General features: G+C 35.0%; 10 protein-coding genes. 6 read left to right on the top strand and 4 right to left on the bottom strand.

Features of this window, described 5'->3' with window-relative positions; translation table 11 throughout:
* The 4 genes from ABJF52_RS04435 to ABJF52_RS04420 form a co-directional block, all read left to right on the top strand.
* On the top strand, positions 1-549 hold a 549-nt coding region (locus ABJF52_RS04435; protein ID WP_348146864.1), incomplete at its 5' end, for an efflux RND transporter permease subunit.
* Positions 550-562: 13 nt separating this feature from the next.
* Positions 563-1,975: an efflux transporter outer membrane subunit gene (locus ABJF52_RS04430; RefSeq protein WP_348146861.1), complete on the top strand. Its 1,413-nt coding sequence runs from the start codon at positions 563-565 to the stop codon at positions 1,973-1,975.
* 328 nt (positions 1,976-2,303) lie between these two features.
* A complete protein-coding gene (locus tag ABJF52_RS04425) occupies positions 2,304-4,538 on the top strand; it encodes a c-type cytochrome (protein WP_348146858.1) in 2,235 nt (744 codons plus the stop codon).
* 43 nt (positions 4,539-4,581) lie between these two features.
* Positions 4,582-5,970 carry an enolase C-terminal domain-like protein gene (locus ABJF52_RS04420; protein ID WP_348146855.1) on the top strand — a complete coding sequence of 463 codons (1,389 nt, stop codon included), beginning with the start codon at positions 4,582-4,584 and terminating at the stop codon, positions 5,968-5,970.
* A 115-nt stretch (positions 5,971-6,085) separates the two neighbouring features.
* Here ABJF52_RS04420 and ABJF52_RS04415 read toward each other — a convergent pair whose 3' ends face one another.
* From ABJF52_RS04415 to ABJF52_RS04400, 4 genes are all read right to left on the bottom strand, one after another.
* Positions 6,086-7,888, bottom strand: a complete 1,803-nt coding sequence (locus ABJF52_RS04415) for a hypothetical protein (protein ID WP_348146852.1) — start codon at positions 7,886-7,888, stop codon at positions 6,086-6,088.
* Positions 7,889-8,029: 141 nt separating this feature from the next.
* On the bottom strand, positions 8,030-9,514 hold the full coding sequence (locus ABJF52_RS04410; protein ID WP_348146849.1) for a DUF1501 domain-containing protein: 1,485 nt from the start codon (positions 9,512-9,514) through the stop codon (positions 8,030-8,032).
* On the bottom strand, positions 9,514-12,057 hold the full coding sequence (locus tag ABJF52_RS04405) for a PSD1 and planctomycete cytochrome C domain-containing protein (protein ID WP_348146846.1): 2,544 nt from the start codon (positions 12,055-12,057) through the stop codon (positions 9,514-9,516). The genes ABJF52_RS04410 and ABJF52_RS04405 overlap by 1 nt, the downstream gene beginning before the upstream one ends.
* A gap of 253 nt (positions 12,058-12,310) precedes the next feature.
* Complete coding sequence (locus tag ABJF52_RS04400) at positions 12,311-13,870, bottom strand: phosphoethanolamine transferase (protein ID WP_348146843.1); 1,560 nt, start codon at positions 13,868-13,870, stop codon at positions 12,311-12,313.
* A gap of 157 nt (positions 13,871-14,027) precedes the next feature.
* Here ABJF52_RS04400 and ABJF52_RS04395 point away from each other — a divergent pair, with 157 nt between their 5' ends.
* Positions 14,028-14,759 (top strand): carbohydrate-binding family 9-like protein, encoded by a 732-nt coding sequence (locus tag ABJF52_RS04395; RefSeq protein WP_348146840.1) that lies wholly within the window; start codon positions 14,028-14,030, stop codon positions 14,757-14,759.
* Positions 14,760-14,914: 155 nt separating this feature from the next.
* Positions 14,915-16,109: PQQ-dependent sugar dehydrogenase (locus ABJF52_RS04390; protein WP_348146837.1), on the top strand; the 1,195-nt coding region annotated here is incomplete at its 3' end.

Below are 16,109 nucleotides of genomic sequence, written 5' to 3'. Positions count from 1 at the left end.
ATTTTTATGCTGTGTTTCATTTTTGTGTATTTCTTATTATGTGCGCAGTACGAGAGTTTTATACTTCCTATTTCCGTTTTACTATCAGTACCAGCAGGACTGTCTGGAGTGTTAATCTTTGCGAACTTATTTGGTATTAGTAACAACATCTATATACAGATTACATTGGTGATGCTGATTGGGTTGCTGGCTAAAAATGCCATATTAATTGTGGAGTTTGCCATACAACGTAGACGCGAAGGAGAAACAATACTACAATCGGCAATGGATGGAGCCATAGCACGGTTTAGACCTATTTTAATGACATCATTTGCTTTTATATTTGGTTTACTTCCTTTAATGATTTCAACTGGTGCAGGTGCTGTTGGTAACAGAGCTATTGGTACAGGTGCTATTGGTGGTATGCTAGTAGGTACCATATTAGGAATATTAGTTATACCAGTACTTTTTATCATTTTCCAAACCCTTCAAGAAAAAGTAGTTGGAGTGTCTAACCACGATTGGGGAGACGAAGAAACTAATGAAGAAAAAATAGAGCAACTAAAATAAAACGAATACAGATATGAAATCTAAGACTATAACATACATCATTCCTATCGCTGTACTTGTTTTACTGATGAATTCTTGTGGGGTTATCAATAAAAGATACACCACGCCAGATAATGAATTTGCAGAACAATACAGAGATACGTTGGTTAACGATACAACATCAATGGCTACAATGCCTTGGAAAGAAATTATTACCGATAGTATATTACAAAATTTGATTGAAGAAGGCTTACAAAACAATCTCGATTTAAGAGTAGCTATCGAAAATATAAATCAGGCTAAAGCTAGTTTGGTAGAAGCAAAATTAGCAGTATTGCCAAGTTTAGAAGGAAGTGCCAGTGTTACGCGATCTAAAACGTCAGAGTCTTCACTAAATTTAGGAGGAGTAACGGGAATTAATTTAAACACCACCTCTTATATAGGGCAACTAAGTAGTAGTTGGGAGCTAGATGTTTGGGGAAAGCTACGCAGTAATAGACGTTCGGTTCTCGCGTCTTTCTTAGAGACTGAAGCGGCAACTAAAGCTGTACAAACTCAGTTAATTTCTGATATTGCAACAGCATATTATAATTTACTGTCTTTAGATGAGCAACTAGCAATTACTAAAGAAACTCTAGAGAATAGAATTGGTGATCAAGAAACCATGAAGTATTTGAAAGAATCGGCGGTGGTTGATGGTGCCGCAGTGGTACAAAGTGAAGCTAGTAGGTACGAAATAGAAACATCTATACCAGATATAGAAATATCTATTTTAGAACAAGAAAATGCTTTAGCTATTTTGTTAGGCAGATTACCTGGCACTATAGAAAGAACATCTTTAAAAGAACAAGAAGCATACGCTGATTTAAAAATAGGCATACCATCTTCCTTGTTAAGAAACAGACCAGATATACAGGAAGCAGAAATGGCTTTTAGAAGTGCTTTTGAAGATGTAAATGTCGCAAAAACAAATTTTTATCCTTCTTTGACCATTTCAGCAAGTGGAGGTTTGTCTTCGTTAAGTTTGTCCGATTTTTTCGATAATTCTATTTTCTATAATTTAATAGGTGGCTTAACACAGCCCATTTTTGCTAACGGAGCAAACAAAGCAACATTGAAAATAAATAAATCGGTTCAACAACAGTCGTTTTATGATTATAAAGCAGCATGGTTAAATGCGGGTTCAGAAATTTCGAATGCTTTATATACATACAATAAGACCAAAGAAAAGCAAGAGTCTAGAGCACAACAAATAGCTGCGCTTAAAAAATCTGTAGAGTTTACAGAAGCATTATTAGAATATTCATCTAGTACCAATTACACCGATGTATTAACAACAAAAAACAGTTTGCTATCGGCACAATTAGATGGTGTAGAAGATATTAAAGACGAGTTACAAACTATAATTGAACTGTACCGCGCCCTTGGTGGTGGATGGCAAAATTAAGAAGTAGAAACAAGGGCATTAAAAACCATTCAAGAAATTGAATGGTTTTTTGCATTTATAATTTTAATGATTTCAATATTATGTAAATTTTTAAAGAGTTGTTGATTTTTGATTTCTCAAGTAATTTGGATTTTAAATAATTCAATAATTATTGTAGGGTTAGTGATAAAAACATTCTAATGGAGCTAGTTTAAAGATTATTGAATATCTTATACTAATCATTTAAGTGTTTATGAAATTTAGTGTTAAAATACTCTGCATAAGCTTCTCTTTCTTATGTATAATATCTGCATGTAATAATAAAGAGGATGTAAATAGGCAAAGGCCTATGGATGTATGGGCATTTCGTTCTGTTTTAGACAAAAAACCAAGAATGTTAACCATTGCACTTGATTCGCAAATGTATGTTGCTTATGATCTTTCGCAATCAATTCTTTATAAAGCCTGGAAGGGTGGCATAGCTATGGAAGGCGCCCCTTATACCTCTAAGAAAAACATACAGCCCACTTCTTGGGGAACCGCTTATATTTCCGATAGTATAAAACAACAACAGTGGGTTGTATTACGAAATGGAATTAAAGAATTTCCAAAAGTTAACAATAGGGGTTATTCGTTTCGAAAAAATCAGATTTATCTTCAATATACCTTGATTTTGTCCAAAGGTGATTCTATTTTGATAAAGGAACGCCCTGAATATGTAAGAGACTCTGAAGGGAAACCGGGACTTGAAAGATGGTTTAAAACGGAGGATGTTCCAGAGGGGACTACTATTTTTTTAGAAAAAGGAAAGGAATCTTTTGAATTAGCTTCAAATGATACGAGTGTTAAAAAAAATTATTTCGAAATTCTTCCAGAACAGTTTGAGCCAGATTTAAAGTCGTCTTATGATCATTTAGGTAGACTATGGATGGAAGAAAGTGATTGTTTTACGTGTCATCAAATTGAAGAGCCAGATGTAGGTCCATCATTTTCACAAATAGCGCAACGCTATCCTAATAATAAAAATACTTTTCAGGAACTAACTAAAAAAGTACAGTTGGGTGGTTCGGGTGCCTGGGGTGAAAATGTCATGAATCCGCATCCGCAATATATGGATGCAGAAATAGAAGAAATGTTGGAATATATCCTCCAACTAAAAAAAGATGAACCTGAACCATTTCAACCATTCGTAAGAGATTTTACAATAGATGCTAAAAATTCTAAAATCGTTCCTGGTAATGGAGCCCCTCTGGAAACAGTACATCCAAGTTATGATTTAACCACTTTGCACAATGATGTTCTAAAACCCAAAGTAGGTGGATTGGCATTTTTGCCAGATGGTAGATTGTTGTATACGACATGGGATACCGAAGGTGGAGTATATATTCTTGATGGCTTTCAGAATGGAGATTCTACGCAAATAACGAACAAAAGAATAGCCACCGGGTTACACGAACCATTAGGTATAGAAGTTGTGGATGGGAGTATATATGTTTTGCAAAAACATGAGCTTACCAAATTGATCGATCATGATGGAGATGAGGTTATTGATGAGTACAAAGCTATTTGTAATACGTGGCAGGTTACAGAAGATTTTCATGAATTTGCCTTCGGCTTAGTGTATGATAAAGGATATTTTTATGTTTCACTTTCAATGGCGATGCGTCTATTAAAAAGTGAAAAACAAAAACTTGATCGTGGTAGGACTATAAAAATAGGAATGGATGGCAGCTATGTACATCTTGATTATGGTCTAAGAACTCCTAACGGTATTGGATTAGGGGTGGATGGCGAACTTTTCGTAACAGACAATCAAGGGCAATGGTTGCCTGGAAACAAGTTGATTCATGTTAAAAAAGGTAAGTATAATGGTATGGCTTGGGGGCTTTTAGATACTTTACAAGTGGTACCTAAAATGAACCCTCCCACCCTTTGGTTGCCAGGAACTGAAATTGCTAATTCACCTTCAGAACCTGTTTTAATGAATGATGGTCCATATAAAGGGCAAATGCTACATGGCGATGTATGTCATGGGGGTATAAAACGTGATTTTATTGAAAAAATAAATGGTAATTATCAAGGAGCCGTCTTCCGTTTCACACAAGGTTTGGCAGCTGGTGTAAATCGACTTTGTTGGGGACCCGATGGTGCACTTTATATCGGGGAAGTTGGAATGGTCGGGGGGTGGACCTGGAAGGAAACTAAATATGGTCTTCAAAGTATTAAATATAACGGAAAATCTACATTTGAAATGTTGGCTGTTCGTGCTAAGCCAGAAGGCTTTGAGATTGAATTCACGCAGCCTTTAAAAGAGGATATAAAAATTAATCCCTCAACCTTTTATATCTCGCAATGGTGGTACAAACCAACAAAAAATTATGGTGGACCAAAAATGGATTTGGAGCAGTTAAAGATTACTAGTACGGCTCTATCAAAAGATCGAACAAAACTATATTTAGAACTACCGGGACTAAAAAAAGAACATGTTGTATATTTAAGGATTCCGGTCGATTTGCAAAGTGATAAAAATCTAAAGCTATGGTCTACGGAGGCCTGGTACACTTTAAATACCATTCCAAAATAATGAATATGAAAAAGATTAATGATTCTATGAAAACAAAAGATTTATGAAGCGTAGAGAATTTATTAATAAGACCTCGGCAGCTACGGTTTTGAGTTCAATAGGACTGCCTGTTAACATTGGTGCATCAATTAAAGCAAGCAAAATGCAAACTAAAATTACGATTAAAAATACGAGTTCAAATTTTGAAAGAGAGTCTCTTACGCCATATCGTTTTGGGGGAGGATCGGTTACGCAACTTTGGCAATCAGCTGCCTGGTTACAAAGCAATTCTGGAGTGTCAAAGGTTGGTTTAGGTACGCAAAGTCCATTGTGGTCTGATGGTAGAGTTGCCCGTGCACATTCTGAGAATGGAGCAAATGCTTTAATGTTTGCTTTAAGTGAACGGGCACTGCAACTGGTAAAGGGAAGTTCCTTCATGGATCCAATTCAATTGCTTGATGAAATATTGCCAGAAGTGCATGAATATGGGAAAAAAATAACTGGTGAATCAGATTTAAGAAAAACCTTTGCGCTTAATTCGTTAGTAGCAGTTGATAATGCAGCTTGGTTATTATATGCTCATGAAAATAATTTGAAAACTTTCGACGCAATGATTCCTGAAGCGTACCGTCCAGGATTATCCTATAAGCATGAAAAAGTGGCAAGTATTCCATCATTTCCTGTGGGAACAGCGATAGAAAAAATAAAAACTGCAGCTGATGAAGGTTATTTTATAATGAAATTGAAAATGGGTGCTAAGGGTACTCAAAAAGAAATGTTGGCCAAGGATATGGAATTTCTATCTAATGTGCACAAAAACATTGGGCACTACGAAACACCTCATACTAGAGATGGGAAAATACCATACTATGTAGATCCAAATGGAAGGTATGAGTCTAAAGAAACATTATTACGCTTTTTAGATCATGCTAAAAAAATAGGAGCTTTCGATCAAATTGCAGTTATAGAAGAGCCATTAGCAATAAGCGACGAATCTTATGTTGGTGATTTAGGCGTTACAATAGCTGCAGATGAAAGTGCACATGCGGTTGAGGATGCTGTGGCTCGTATGGAACAAGGGTATGGTACAATTGTAGTGAAGGCCATTGCTAAAACCTTGAGTATGACAATGAAAATTGTACAAGCTTGTCATGAGCGCAAGGTGCCTTGTTTTAGTGCTGATTTAACTGTGAATCCGATTTTGGTTGATTGGAATAAATCGATTGCAGCTCGTTTAGCACCTTTACCAATGATGGATATAGGATTGTTGGAAACTAATGGACATCAATTTTATAATGATTGGGATAGACTGGTGTCTTATCACCCAAGAGCAGGTGCAGAATGGACCCAAACCAAAAATGGCGTTTATAAAACGGGGCAATCTTTTTATGATGAAAGCGGAGGTATACTCCTACCATCACAACATTATAATGATTTATTTAAGGAAATCTAGTATAAGTTGACTCCTTCAATTATTACGAATATTGTTGTTGGTATATTTATTGAAGAATAAGAAAAATTATAAAAAGCCAGTGGAGACGCTGGCTTTTTATAATTTAAAATTGTTTTTAAGAGACCATAATCTCAATATCTTTTGTTAATTCATTTAATATAAATTCGCATTCTTCTAATTGCGTGAAAATTGTATTGCAGGTAGAGTCCTCCATAGTATTTTGTTCATTAAACAATTTCTGATAATATAAAATGCCATTATTGAGATTGTTGCCGAAAGTCAATAATTGTTTTCTACGCTTTTCAGTTGGCGACATTTTGTTCTCAGCAATTTGTTCTTTATAATATTCTAAATAGATGTATAGTTCTTTTATAAACATATTTGGGCGATCCTTTCGGGAGATTATATTAGTTTTTCCATAGATATGTTCAATCATCTCAGATAGCGGAGTAATTTTTGAAAAATAGGCCATATTAGGACCTGGGCAAATGGACACTCCTTCGCCTTCTATTTTGGTGTCGAGATTGTAAGCTAGTAACGCAGATGTTCCTAGACCTACACAAGTACAGGATTTTTCAGTTATTTTATTATAGTGATAATCGTATTCAGATGGTGATAAATCTTGTTTGTCTAACTCTTTTAATTTCTGATTTTGATATTGACGGGAAGCCGTACAAAGTCCTTTCACATTAAAGTCTTTGTTAAGAGCTACGAATTTTTTGGGACAAGGACTTCCAGGTTTTCCATCTAGAATTCGAGCAGCTTTTTCTTCATCTTTAGTATTCCCTTTTAAACTATGAAATGGAATTCCTAGTGGAGAAATATTACTTAAATAAAGATCGTCTTCCTTTGCTGTTGCCAGTTTATTTAATGTTTCTGAGTCTACAGTTGTAGCTTCTGGAACTAATAGAAAAGCAGAACCCCAACCTACAGAGTCTACTGCGTATTCATTAAGCAGAAATTTGTGCTCTTCGTTTGTCCCAACACCACCTTGGGCTGCTATTTTTAAGGGCATTATATTTTTAGGAATAACGCGTTCTTTTTGTTCTAGTGCTCCAATATATAGTTCGTAAACCGTATCGATTAATTCTTGCTTATTATCTTTAAATTGTTGTAAAATAGGACCCATTAAAAAGCCGTCGGTAGCAAATGCATGGCCGCCACAATTAAGACCAGATTCTATTCTGTATTCAGATACCCAAATCCCTTTTTTAGCTAAAAACTTACCTTGTATAAGCGCAGATCTATAGTCACTTACTTTAAGGACAATTTTCTTTTTGATATATCCATTGGTGTCGGGGTAGAAATCATCAAATTGTTCTAAATAGCTATAAAGTCTTGGATTCATTCCTGCCGATAGAATTACTGAAGAATGTAAATTACTATTTGCATATCCTCTTAAAGCTGCATGTGCATCATTATATTCAGAAGACAGTTTTTCTTTTTTAACATAATTATCTTTATCAACCTTGGTCATTATATTAACGTCAATGCTACCCATTGGCATGCGTTCTTTAACCCAGTTTTTAATTTCTTCTATGGTAATGTGATTCTTTGAAAGCTGATAAAACTCTTGCTTAAAAGCAGATGAGTCTGGTAAAGAATTAAAATATTCTTTTATGTCCGAAACGGTTTCAGTAGTTGTATTTTTAAATGTTTCAAATTTCTCTTGAGCGAGATTCTGTATAGTATTAAGATAAGAAGTAATACGTTTCGCTCTAAAATCTTCTATCTTTTCGGTGATTTCATCGTAAGGAAGGTTGTGTTTTTTACAGTACATTTTTCGGAGTTTCTCGAGAAGTATATCATCAACTAAGGAAATAACAGAATCGATGCCGAATTGTGAAACTTTTAAAGGAGAGTCAATTGTAAAACCAATGCCCATAACAGGAATATGAAAGGAATGTGCGTATGTCATAAGATAATAATTTTGAAAGCTAAATAGGTGTAAACTTGGTTGTCTAAAGTTTAAGCCATCAAAATTGCAATTTCCCCAGTAGTTAAAACATGATTTTTATCAGGTTAAATGTTTTAAAAAGTGATTTGATTATAATTCGTTCTAACTCATAATATCTTTTACAACATGTCCATGAACATCAGTTAGTCTATATCGTCTCCCTTGATGTTTAAAAGTGAATTGTTCATGATTTATTCCCATTAGGTGCATTACGGTGGCTTGAAAATCATGCACATGTACCGGTGTTTCAACAGGGTTAAATCCAAAGTCATCAGAGGCGCCATAAGTATAACCGGGCTTTACTCCTGCACCTGCCATCCAAAGTGTAAAAACATAGGGGTGATGGTCTCTTCCCCAATTTCGAACATCTTTAATATTACCTTGTAAAAAGGGAGTTCGACCAAACTCTCCACCCCAAATAACGAGAGTGTCTTCGAGCATACCTCGTTGTTTTAAATCTTTAATTAAGGCAGCGCTAGCTCTGTCCGTATCGTTACATTGAGTAATTAATTGATAGTTTAAATTTGTGTGTTGGTCCCATCCTGCATGCATACACTGTATAAATCGCACATCGCGTTCTGCTAATCTTCGAGCCATTAAGCAATTGTAAGCGTAGCTACCTTTTCGTTGCACATCAGGGCCGTACATATCTAAAATATGCTGAGGCTCATCAGAAAAATCGGTAAGATCTGGCACACTCATTTGCATTTTATAAGCCATTTCATATTGCGCAATGCGTGTTTGGATTTCAGGGTCGCCATACTCAGCATGATTAATTGCATTTAATTCCTGCATGTCATCTAAAATTTGTCGACGCATTTCGCGACTCATACCTTCAGGATTTTTTAAATACAATACTGGGTCACCACCGCCTCTGAATTTTACACCTTGAAATTTGGTGGGTAAAAATCCACTACCCCAATAATAATCATAAAAAATTTGTCCACAACTAGCTTCTTTATCTCTAGAGGTCATTGCAACAAAATCGGGAAGATCTTTTGCAGTACTACCCAATCCGTATGTAAGCCAAGATCCTAAACTGGGTCGACCTGGTTGTTCCGAGCCTGTAAGGAAAAAAGTAATTGCAGGGGCATGATTTACAGATTCGGTATACATCGATTTTATAAAACACAAGTCATCGACAACTTTAGCAGTTTCAGGCATAAAATCTGAAACCCATGCCCCACTATTTCCATGTTGGGTAAAATTACTTATTTCTCCAATTATAGGTCTTGCTGCTTGTTCGCCGGTCATGGTAGAAAAGCGTTTCCCCGCGGTTAATGAATCTGGAATTTGTTTTCCATGCCACTTTTTAAGTAAGGGTTTGTAGTCAAATAAATCTACATGTGAAGGGGCTCCATTTTGAAAAAGATAGATAATTCTTTTTGCCTTTGGCGTAAAATGAGGCAGGCTCCCGATATTTGAATTTATAAATTTAGTATTAGCTGATGCAGCGGATAAGGATAATGGATTTATCATAGACCCTAAAGCCATCCCACCAACACCCATAGCCATTTTTCCAAAGAAATTTCTTCGGGTCATTTGCGCTTGATATTCTTCAAATGGATGTAAGATTTTTTTCTTCATCACTGTCGATTTATAGTTTCATCTAAATTTAAAAGTAAAGAACAAATTGCCGTATAGGCCGCATGGTCTACTAAGTTCATTTGCTTGTTGCTTTTATATTCTCCTATTGTAGTAAGTGCTAGTGCTTCCTTTTTATTTTTAGCATAGTCATTTTTTAATGATAATAATCTATCGTTTAAGATTTTAAATTCCTCCTGTTTTATCAACCGCCCAGTAGTTTTTTTAAAAGCATATTTTAGCCTTTCAGAATCATTATTCTCGAATGAAAGTATGTTTTCGGCCATGACTCGAGCAGCTTCTGAATAAGTGATGTCATTAAGTGTTGTTAAAGCATGTAAAGGTGTGTTTGTATTAAACGATTTTACGGAGCATAGTTGTCTTGAAGCATTGTCAAACAAAAATGTCGGTCCAACTATTCTTCGCCAAAAAGTATACAAAGAACGTCTGTAAAGGGCATTACCCTTGTCTTGTTCGTAAGATCGTAGTCCGAATGTTGCTTCTGCCCAAATACCTTCTGGTTGATATGGTTTTACTGGTTTGCCCCCCAAGGAATCTGCCATTAGTCCACTTATGTAGAGTGCTTGGTCGCGTAACATCCAAGAGGGTAAGCGCATACGTGTTGCTCTAGCCAAATATTTATTTTCGGTGTCTTTTTGTAAAAGCTCTTCAGACACTTTAGAAGATTGTCTATAAGTAGCACTCATTACAATTTTTTTTAGAAGTCGTTTGAGGTCCCAATCATTCTCTTGAAAATCAACAGCTAGCCAATCTAGTAACTTGGGATGACTAGGTAGAGCGCCTTGCACTCCAAAGTCTTCTATTGTTTTTACAATTCCATTTCCAAAAAATTGTTGCCAATACCGATTAACGGTAACACGAGCTGTTAAGGGTTGTTCTTTGGAAACTAACCATTTTGCGAGGGCCAGACGATTGTTTTCAATGTTCTTTGGTAATGGAGGTAATACAGCAGGTACATTTCTAACAATGGTGTCCTCTAATTGAGGGTTATTATAACCACCTCTATTTAGTATGTAAGTTGTTCGAGGTTCTTCACGTTCATCCATAACCATAACCATAGTAGAAGTAGCTGCTAGCTTGTTATGTTTTTCTTGTTCTTTGTATGCATTTTTTAAAAGCCCTGCATACGTATTGTCTTTATTGATAAAGTAATTAGCTAATGTTTTTAAATTACCAGCACCTCTTTTATTGGGTGGTTTAAGTAAAATTCGAGGGTCTAGACCGTTTAAAGTTTTTGCAACCTTTGATTCGGATACTGGTAATCCATTATCTCTTGGGAATTTTTTATTCTCGTAATCGTGCACATATGCAATTAATTTGTCTGCATTTTCTTGTATGGCGGCCATCTTATCCCTTCTTTCCTTTGGACTTAAATTAAGTACAGGTTTAATTTGTCCTCCCCAATTACCACCTTCTTCAGAAGTTTGATTAAAATAATCATACAGTTGATAATATTCTTTTTGAGTAATGGCGTCGTATTTATGATCATGGCAACGTGCGCAATTCATTGTTAATCCTAACCATGTAGTGCCAGTAGTTTCTACGCGATCAAATACATTAACAACTCTTGTTTCTTCGGGTATGGTGCCACCCTCGGTGTTGTATGGGTGGTTTCTATTAAATGCGGTAGCCATAATATCTTCCCTAGAAGCATTGGGTAAAAGGTCTCCTGCTAGTTGTTTTACTGTAAACTTATCATAGGGCATATTGTCATTAAAAGCACGAATAACCCAATCGCGCCAGGGCCACATGTCGCGGGTAAAATCGCCTTGAAAACCATTTGTGTCCGCATAACGAGCTACATCTAACCATTCCCATGCCCAGCGCTCGCCATATCTTGGAGATTCCAATAAACGGTCTACTAGTTTTTCATAGGCGTTGTTAGAATTGTCATTTTGAAAAGTTTGAATTTCTTCAGGAGTAGGAGGTAGTCCGTTTAGATCAAATGATAACCTTCGTATTAAAGTTTCCTTATTTGCTTCTTCCGAAGGGTTTAATCCATTAGATTCTAATTTGTTTAAAACAAAGAAGTCAATTTCATTTTTTGGCCATGAGGTATTATTAATTTCCGGTAATTCAGATTTTTCAGGAACGGAATAAGCCCAATGTGTTTTCCATTTTGCTCCTTGTTCAATCCACTTTATTAATATCGCTTTTTCTTCTGCTGTCAGAATTAAATTGGATTCAGGAGTAGGCATGATTAAATCAGAATCCTGACTTAAGATTCTAGAAATTAGTTCGCTTTTTTCGGGTTTTCCCTCAACTACTGGAAACGTTTCTTTGCCAGGGATATTTTTGAAAATCGCATCTTCGGTGTCCAATCTTAAGTTTGCTTTTCTAGCATTTTCATCAGGGCCATGACAATTAAAGCAGCGATCAGAAAGAATAGGTCGTACATGAAAATTGAAATCAATTTCATCAGGAAGTTTAGCATATGCTTGTGCTACTTCTTCAGGTTTGTCTAGCCCGCAACTGCATATAAAAGAGAAACAAAAAAGTACTGCGAGTCTTTTAAAAAAAATCATTTTTTTAAATCGGTAGGTTTCGACTTCTTGTGTGGAAGTGAATAGTTGGTTTAAAATAGTTTTGTTGATGTTCCTTTAAATGTACAAAACATTTTAAGTATTTAGGTATTGAAGTAAGAGCTAAATTTAGAAATGAATTTCAAATAAGGTTCAAAGAAACTTGTTGAAGTAAAATACTAATGGTCAGGAATTGTTGTGAATTTTTAACTAACAATTTTTTCACATTACACAACAACTCAATAATGGGTGAATTTTATTCGTGTTCATAATAGTAGTCCAATTTTGTATAATCAAGTATATTTTCAAGATTTTGAGAAATAAAATAAGGAGATTTTGAAACGGCTTTTTCTTCTGAGATCGAGCTTATATATTTAATTATACTATAAAGACTTTCATTATTAAAGAAGCCATTTTTGTTCTCGAGTAGTAAATCTTCTAATCGCTCGTTTTTTATATTTGAATACATGACTAATGGAATTTCTACACTTTCTTTATGTGAATTGTAAAAACCATGCCCTCCAGTGTTTTCATCAAGAGTTTCACTATGATCAGATGTGTAAATAATAAGCACATTCTTATTAGTATTGTTGAACTTTTTGAAAACCTCCTCTATAAAATAATCGGAATAATAAATGGTGTTTTCATATTCTTCAAGTAAATTTTTAGGATTCTTATGGAGCCTTATTTCTGCTGTGGACCTTTGGTCATAATCAGCATGTGAACCCATCATATGAAAAACAAACATTTGCTTAGAGTTGTTGTTAATTTCGATTTCATCTAATACATCAAATAATACTTCGTCCGGATTGGTAAGAGCAACATCGTAATTTTGAAAACTCACAAAATCAGATTCTCTAGCAATTGTAGTTGTTGAGGATTCGTGTTTTCCTCCTGCACCTTCTTGATTAGATATCCAATACGTTTTATATTCATTTGCTTTAAAATCACTTATAATTGATTTTGATTTAAAAAAAGCATCAAAATCTTTATGGGTAGTTTCTGTTAATGTAAGGGGTATGGCAAGATGAGTTTGGGTAGCAGGAGCTATGGCGTTAAATGTATAAATATCATTTTTAATATTAGAGAAAAAAGGAGTAGTCTTATACTTGTCGTTATAAAGCCCCATGAAGTTTTTGTTTACAGATTCTCCCATAATCAAAACAACTTTGTCATAAATCATTTCATTTTTCGACTTTTCAATCTTTTTATTGTTTAAAAACTCATTACGATCTTTAAAAGCTGTACCTCTTTTAACAACCATATTGTAATCATGAATTAGAGATAGAGGCATTAGTTTTAAAATGTTTCCCTTGATTTGATGTAATCCGCCTAGAAGTAAAATGATAAGAACTAATGAAGTTAATTTTAAAGGTTTGAATTTTAGAGAATACTTCCTTACAAATTTGTACAGAATATAGCCCACAATAGCGGTATGCAAAATGATGAATATATCAATAAAAGAAATGTACTTCTGAAGATATTCTAAGGACTCTCTTTTCGATGAAAAATAGATTAGTTCTACTACGGGTTCTAAAATGGTTACCCTGCCCCAGGTAGAGTTCATGTGAATAACTAACATATTAATAATGTTAAGATAAACCGTGAATATGGTAAAAAGTACTTTGCTTAAAATTGAAAATAAGAATAAGAGAACTAATACGGTCGTAATAAAAATTGTTCTGTTAAATGATATGAAATAGACATATTGCGGTACCATTGTTAATACGCTAATTAAAATACTCAATAACAAGTATTTTTTATTTTCATAAACCGCTTTAATCATATTTTTCATAGCCGGTAAATATACTGACATTCATGTGTTTAGAATTACAATGTTAACAATATGTTATAAAATAATAAATTTATTGTATATAATTTTTAATTGACTGAGTGTGGTTTTCTTTTTTGGAAATCAGTTAATATTGAACTGGGCTAGTTTTAGGTTCGTTTTTAATATGTATCTTGTTTTTATGAAATTGGAAAGAAAAATAATATTGGTCCTGTGTGTTTCTATATTTGGCACCGCAGTGGCACAAACATCAAAATTGAAAAAGGTGCTAAAAGTTAAAGAAATAGAGTATTCTGGAAATGCAGATCTCGAGAAGGTGTCTGAGTTATTGGAGGTGAATTCTGAATTGCAATCTATAGATGTACTCAATTGGGATGCATATCAGTACAGTCCTGAAGTTAAATTTAGAATTGCCCATAATAATAATCAAATTTGGCTTAAGTATTATGTGAAAGAGAAGAGTATTCGTGCAGTTGTTGCAGAAACGAATGGTTCGGTTCATATGGATAGTTGTGTTGAGTTTTTCTTTGATCCTCTAGGAGACGGGAGCTATTATAATTTTGAATTTAATTGTATTGGTGTTACCCACTTGGCATATGGTGCTGGTAGAGGTGAACGAGATTTTGTTGCACCTGAAGTCATAGACAGCGAAATACAAATTAGTTCTACATTAGGAGAAAAAACGTTTGAAGAGAAAACAGGGGATTATTCATGGGAAATGACTATTGTAATTCCTGCAACAAGTTTAACGCACAATAAGGATATTCAATTAAAAGGTTTAAAAAGCAACGCTAATTTTTATAAATGTGGGGATAAGAGTGCAGAGGAGCACTACTTAAGTTGGAACTCCATAGCCACAAAGCGCCCTGATTTTCATCGCCCAGAATTTTTTGGTTCAATTATATTCGAATAGAATCATTAGAACACTTGCGTCTGAATATACTTAAGAATATATATTTTTGGCCAAAAGTGTGTTCGTACACACTTTTGTGCAGAGTTGCTTGGTTTTAATGCGAAAGTGTGCTATATTGTTGGGGTTATTCCAGTAACAACCAAACTAATTGCTCAATGAAGTTACTTTTTAAATTAAAGGGCTTTGTCGTATTTTCATTGTTGATTCTAGTTTTTTCTGCATGTAAAAATAATCCTATAGACGGTAAATTGTTATTGCCTGATGGTTTTAGTTCAGCAGTTGTAATTGATAGTATCAATGAGACGGTAAGACACATGGCTATTTCTGAAGATGATGTAATCTATGCTAAACTTAGAAACTCTTCAGAAAAAGGTGTTGCTATTGCATTGAAAGATTCCGATGGAGATATTATCGCGGATGATGTAGAGCGTTTTGGTAATGGTCAAAAGGCTAGATGGAGTTATGCGACGGCAATGCGTATTTACAATGGTTACGTTTATTATAGTTCTGATCTTGTTGTATATCGTCAAAAGTTAATTCCTGGTTCTTTGCTTCCAGAAGATAAAGTTGAAGTTGTTGTAACTGATGATCATGAGCATGGTAAACATGAACATATCGGAAAGCCAATTGCATTTGATAATAAAGGGTATTTATATGTGCCTTTTGGAGCTCCTTCAAATGCATGTCAAAATCCAAAGCGGACTCCTGGTGCACCAGGAATGGATCCTTGCCCACAATTGGAAGATCATGGGGGAATATGGAGATTTGACGCCAATAAGCTAGGTCAAACACAAAAGGATGGTTTTAAATATGCTTCAGGGATTCGGAGTCTAGTAGCTATGAATTGGAATCCGGTGGATGAAGAGTTATATGCGGTAATGCATGGCCGAGATGATTTATTAAGACTATGGCCTAATCTTTATACACCCCAAGAAAGTGCATTATTGCCTTCCGAAGAATTTATGAAAGTAACTGAAGGTTCTAATTTTGGTTGGCCATATTGTTATTATGATCAGGTAAGGGGAAAAAAAGTTCTTGCTCCCGAATATGGAGGTGATGGAGAAATTGTAGGAAGATGTGCAGATTATGATGACCCAATAATTGGTTTTCCTGGGCATTGGGCTCCAAATGATTTATTATTTTATCAAGGCGATCAATTTCCTGAGAGATATAAAAATGGGGCGTTTATAGCTTTTCACGGATCAACAAATCGAGCGCCCTATCCGCAATCAGGTTATATAGTAGGTTTTGTGCCATTTAAAGATGGTAAGCTTAGTTCAGAATTCGAAATTTTTGCAGATGGTTTTGCTGAGGTTGACCCCATAATAAATACCAAAGATGCCGCGCATC

The organism is Aurantibacter sp., assembly GCF_039941195.1.
In the GTDB taxonomy this organism is placed as follows: domain Bacteria; phylum Bacteroidota; class Bacteroidia; order Flavobacteriales; family Flavobacteriaceae; genus Aurantibacter_A.
This window is presented reverse-complemented; position numbering and strand designations above follow the sequence as displayed.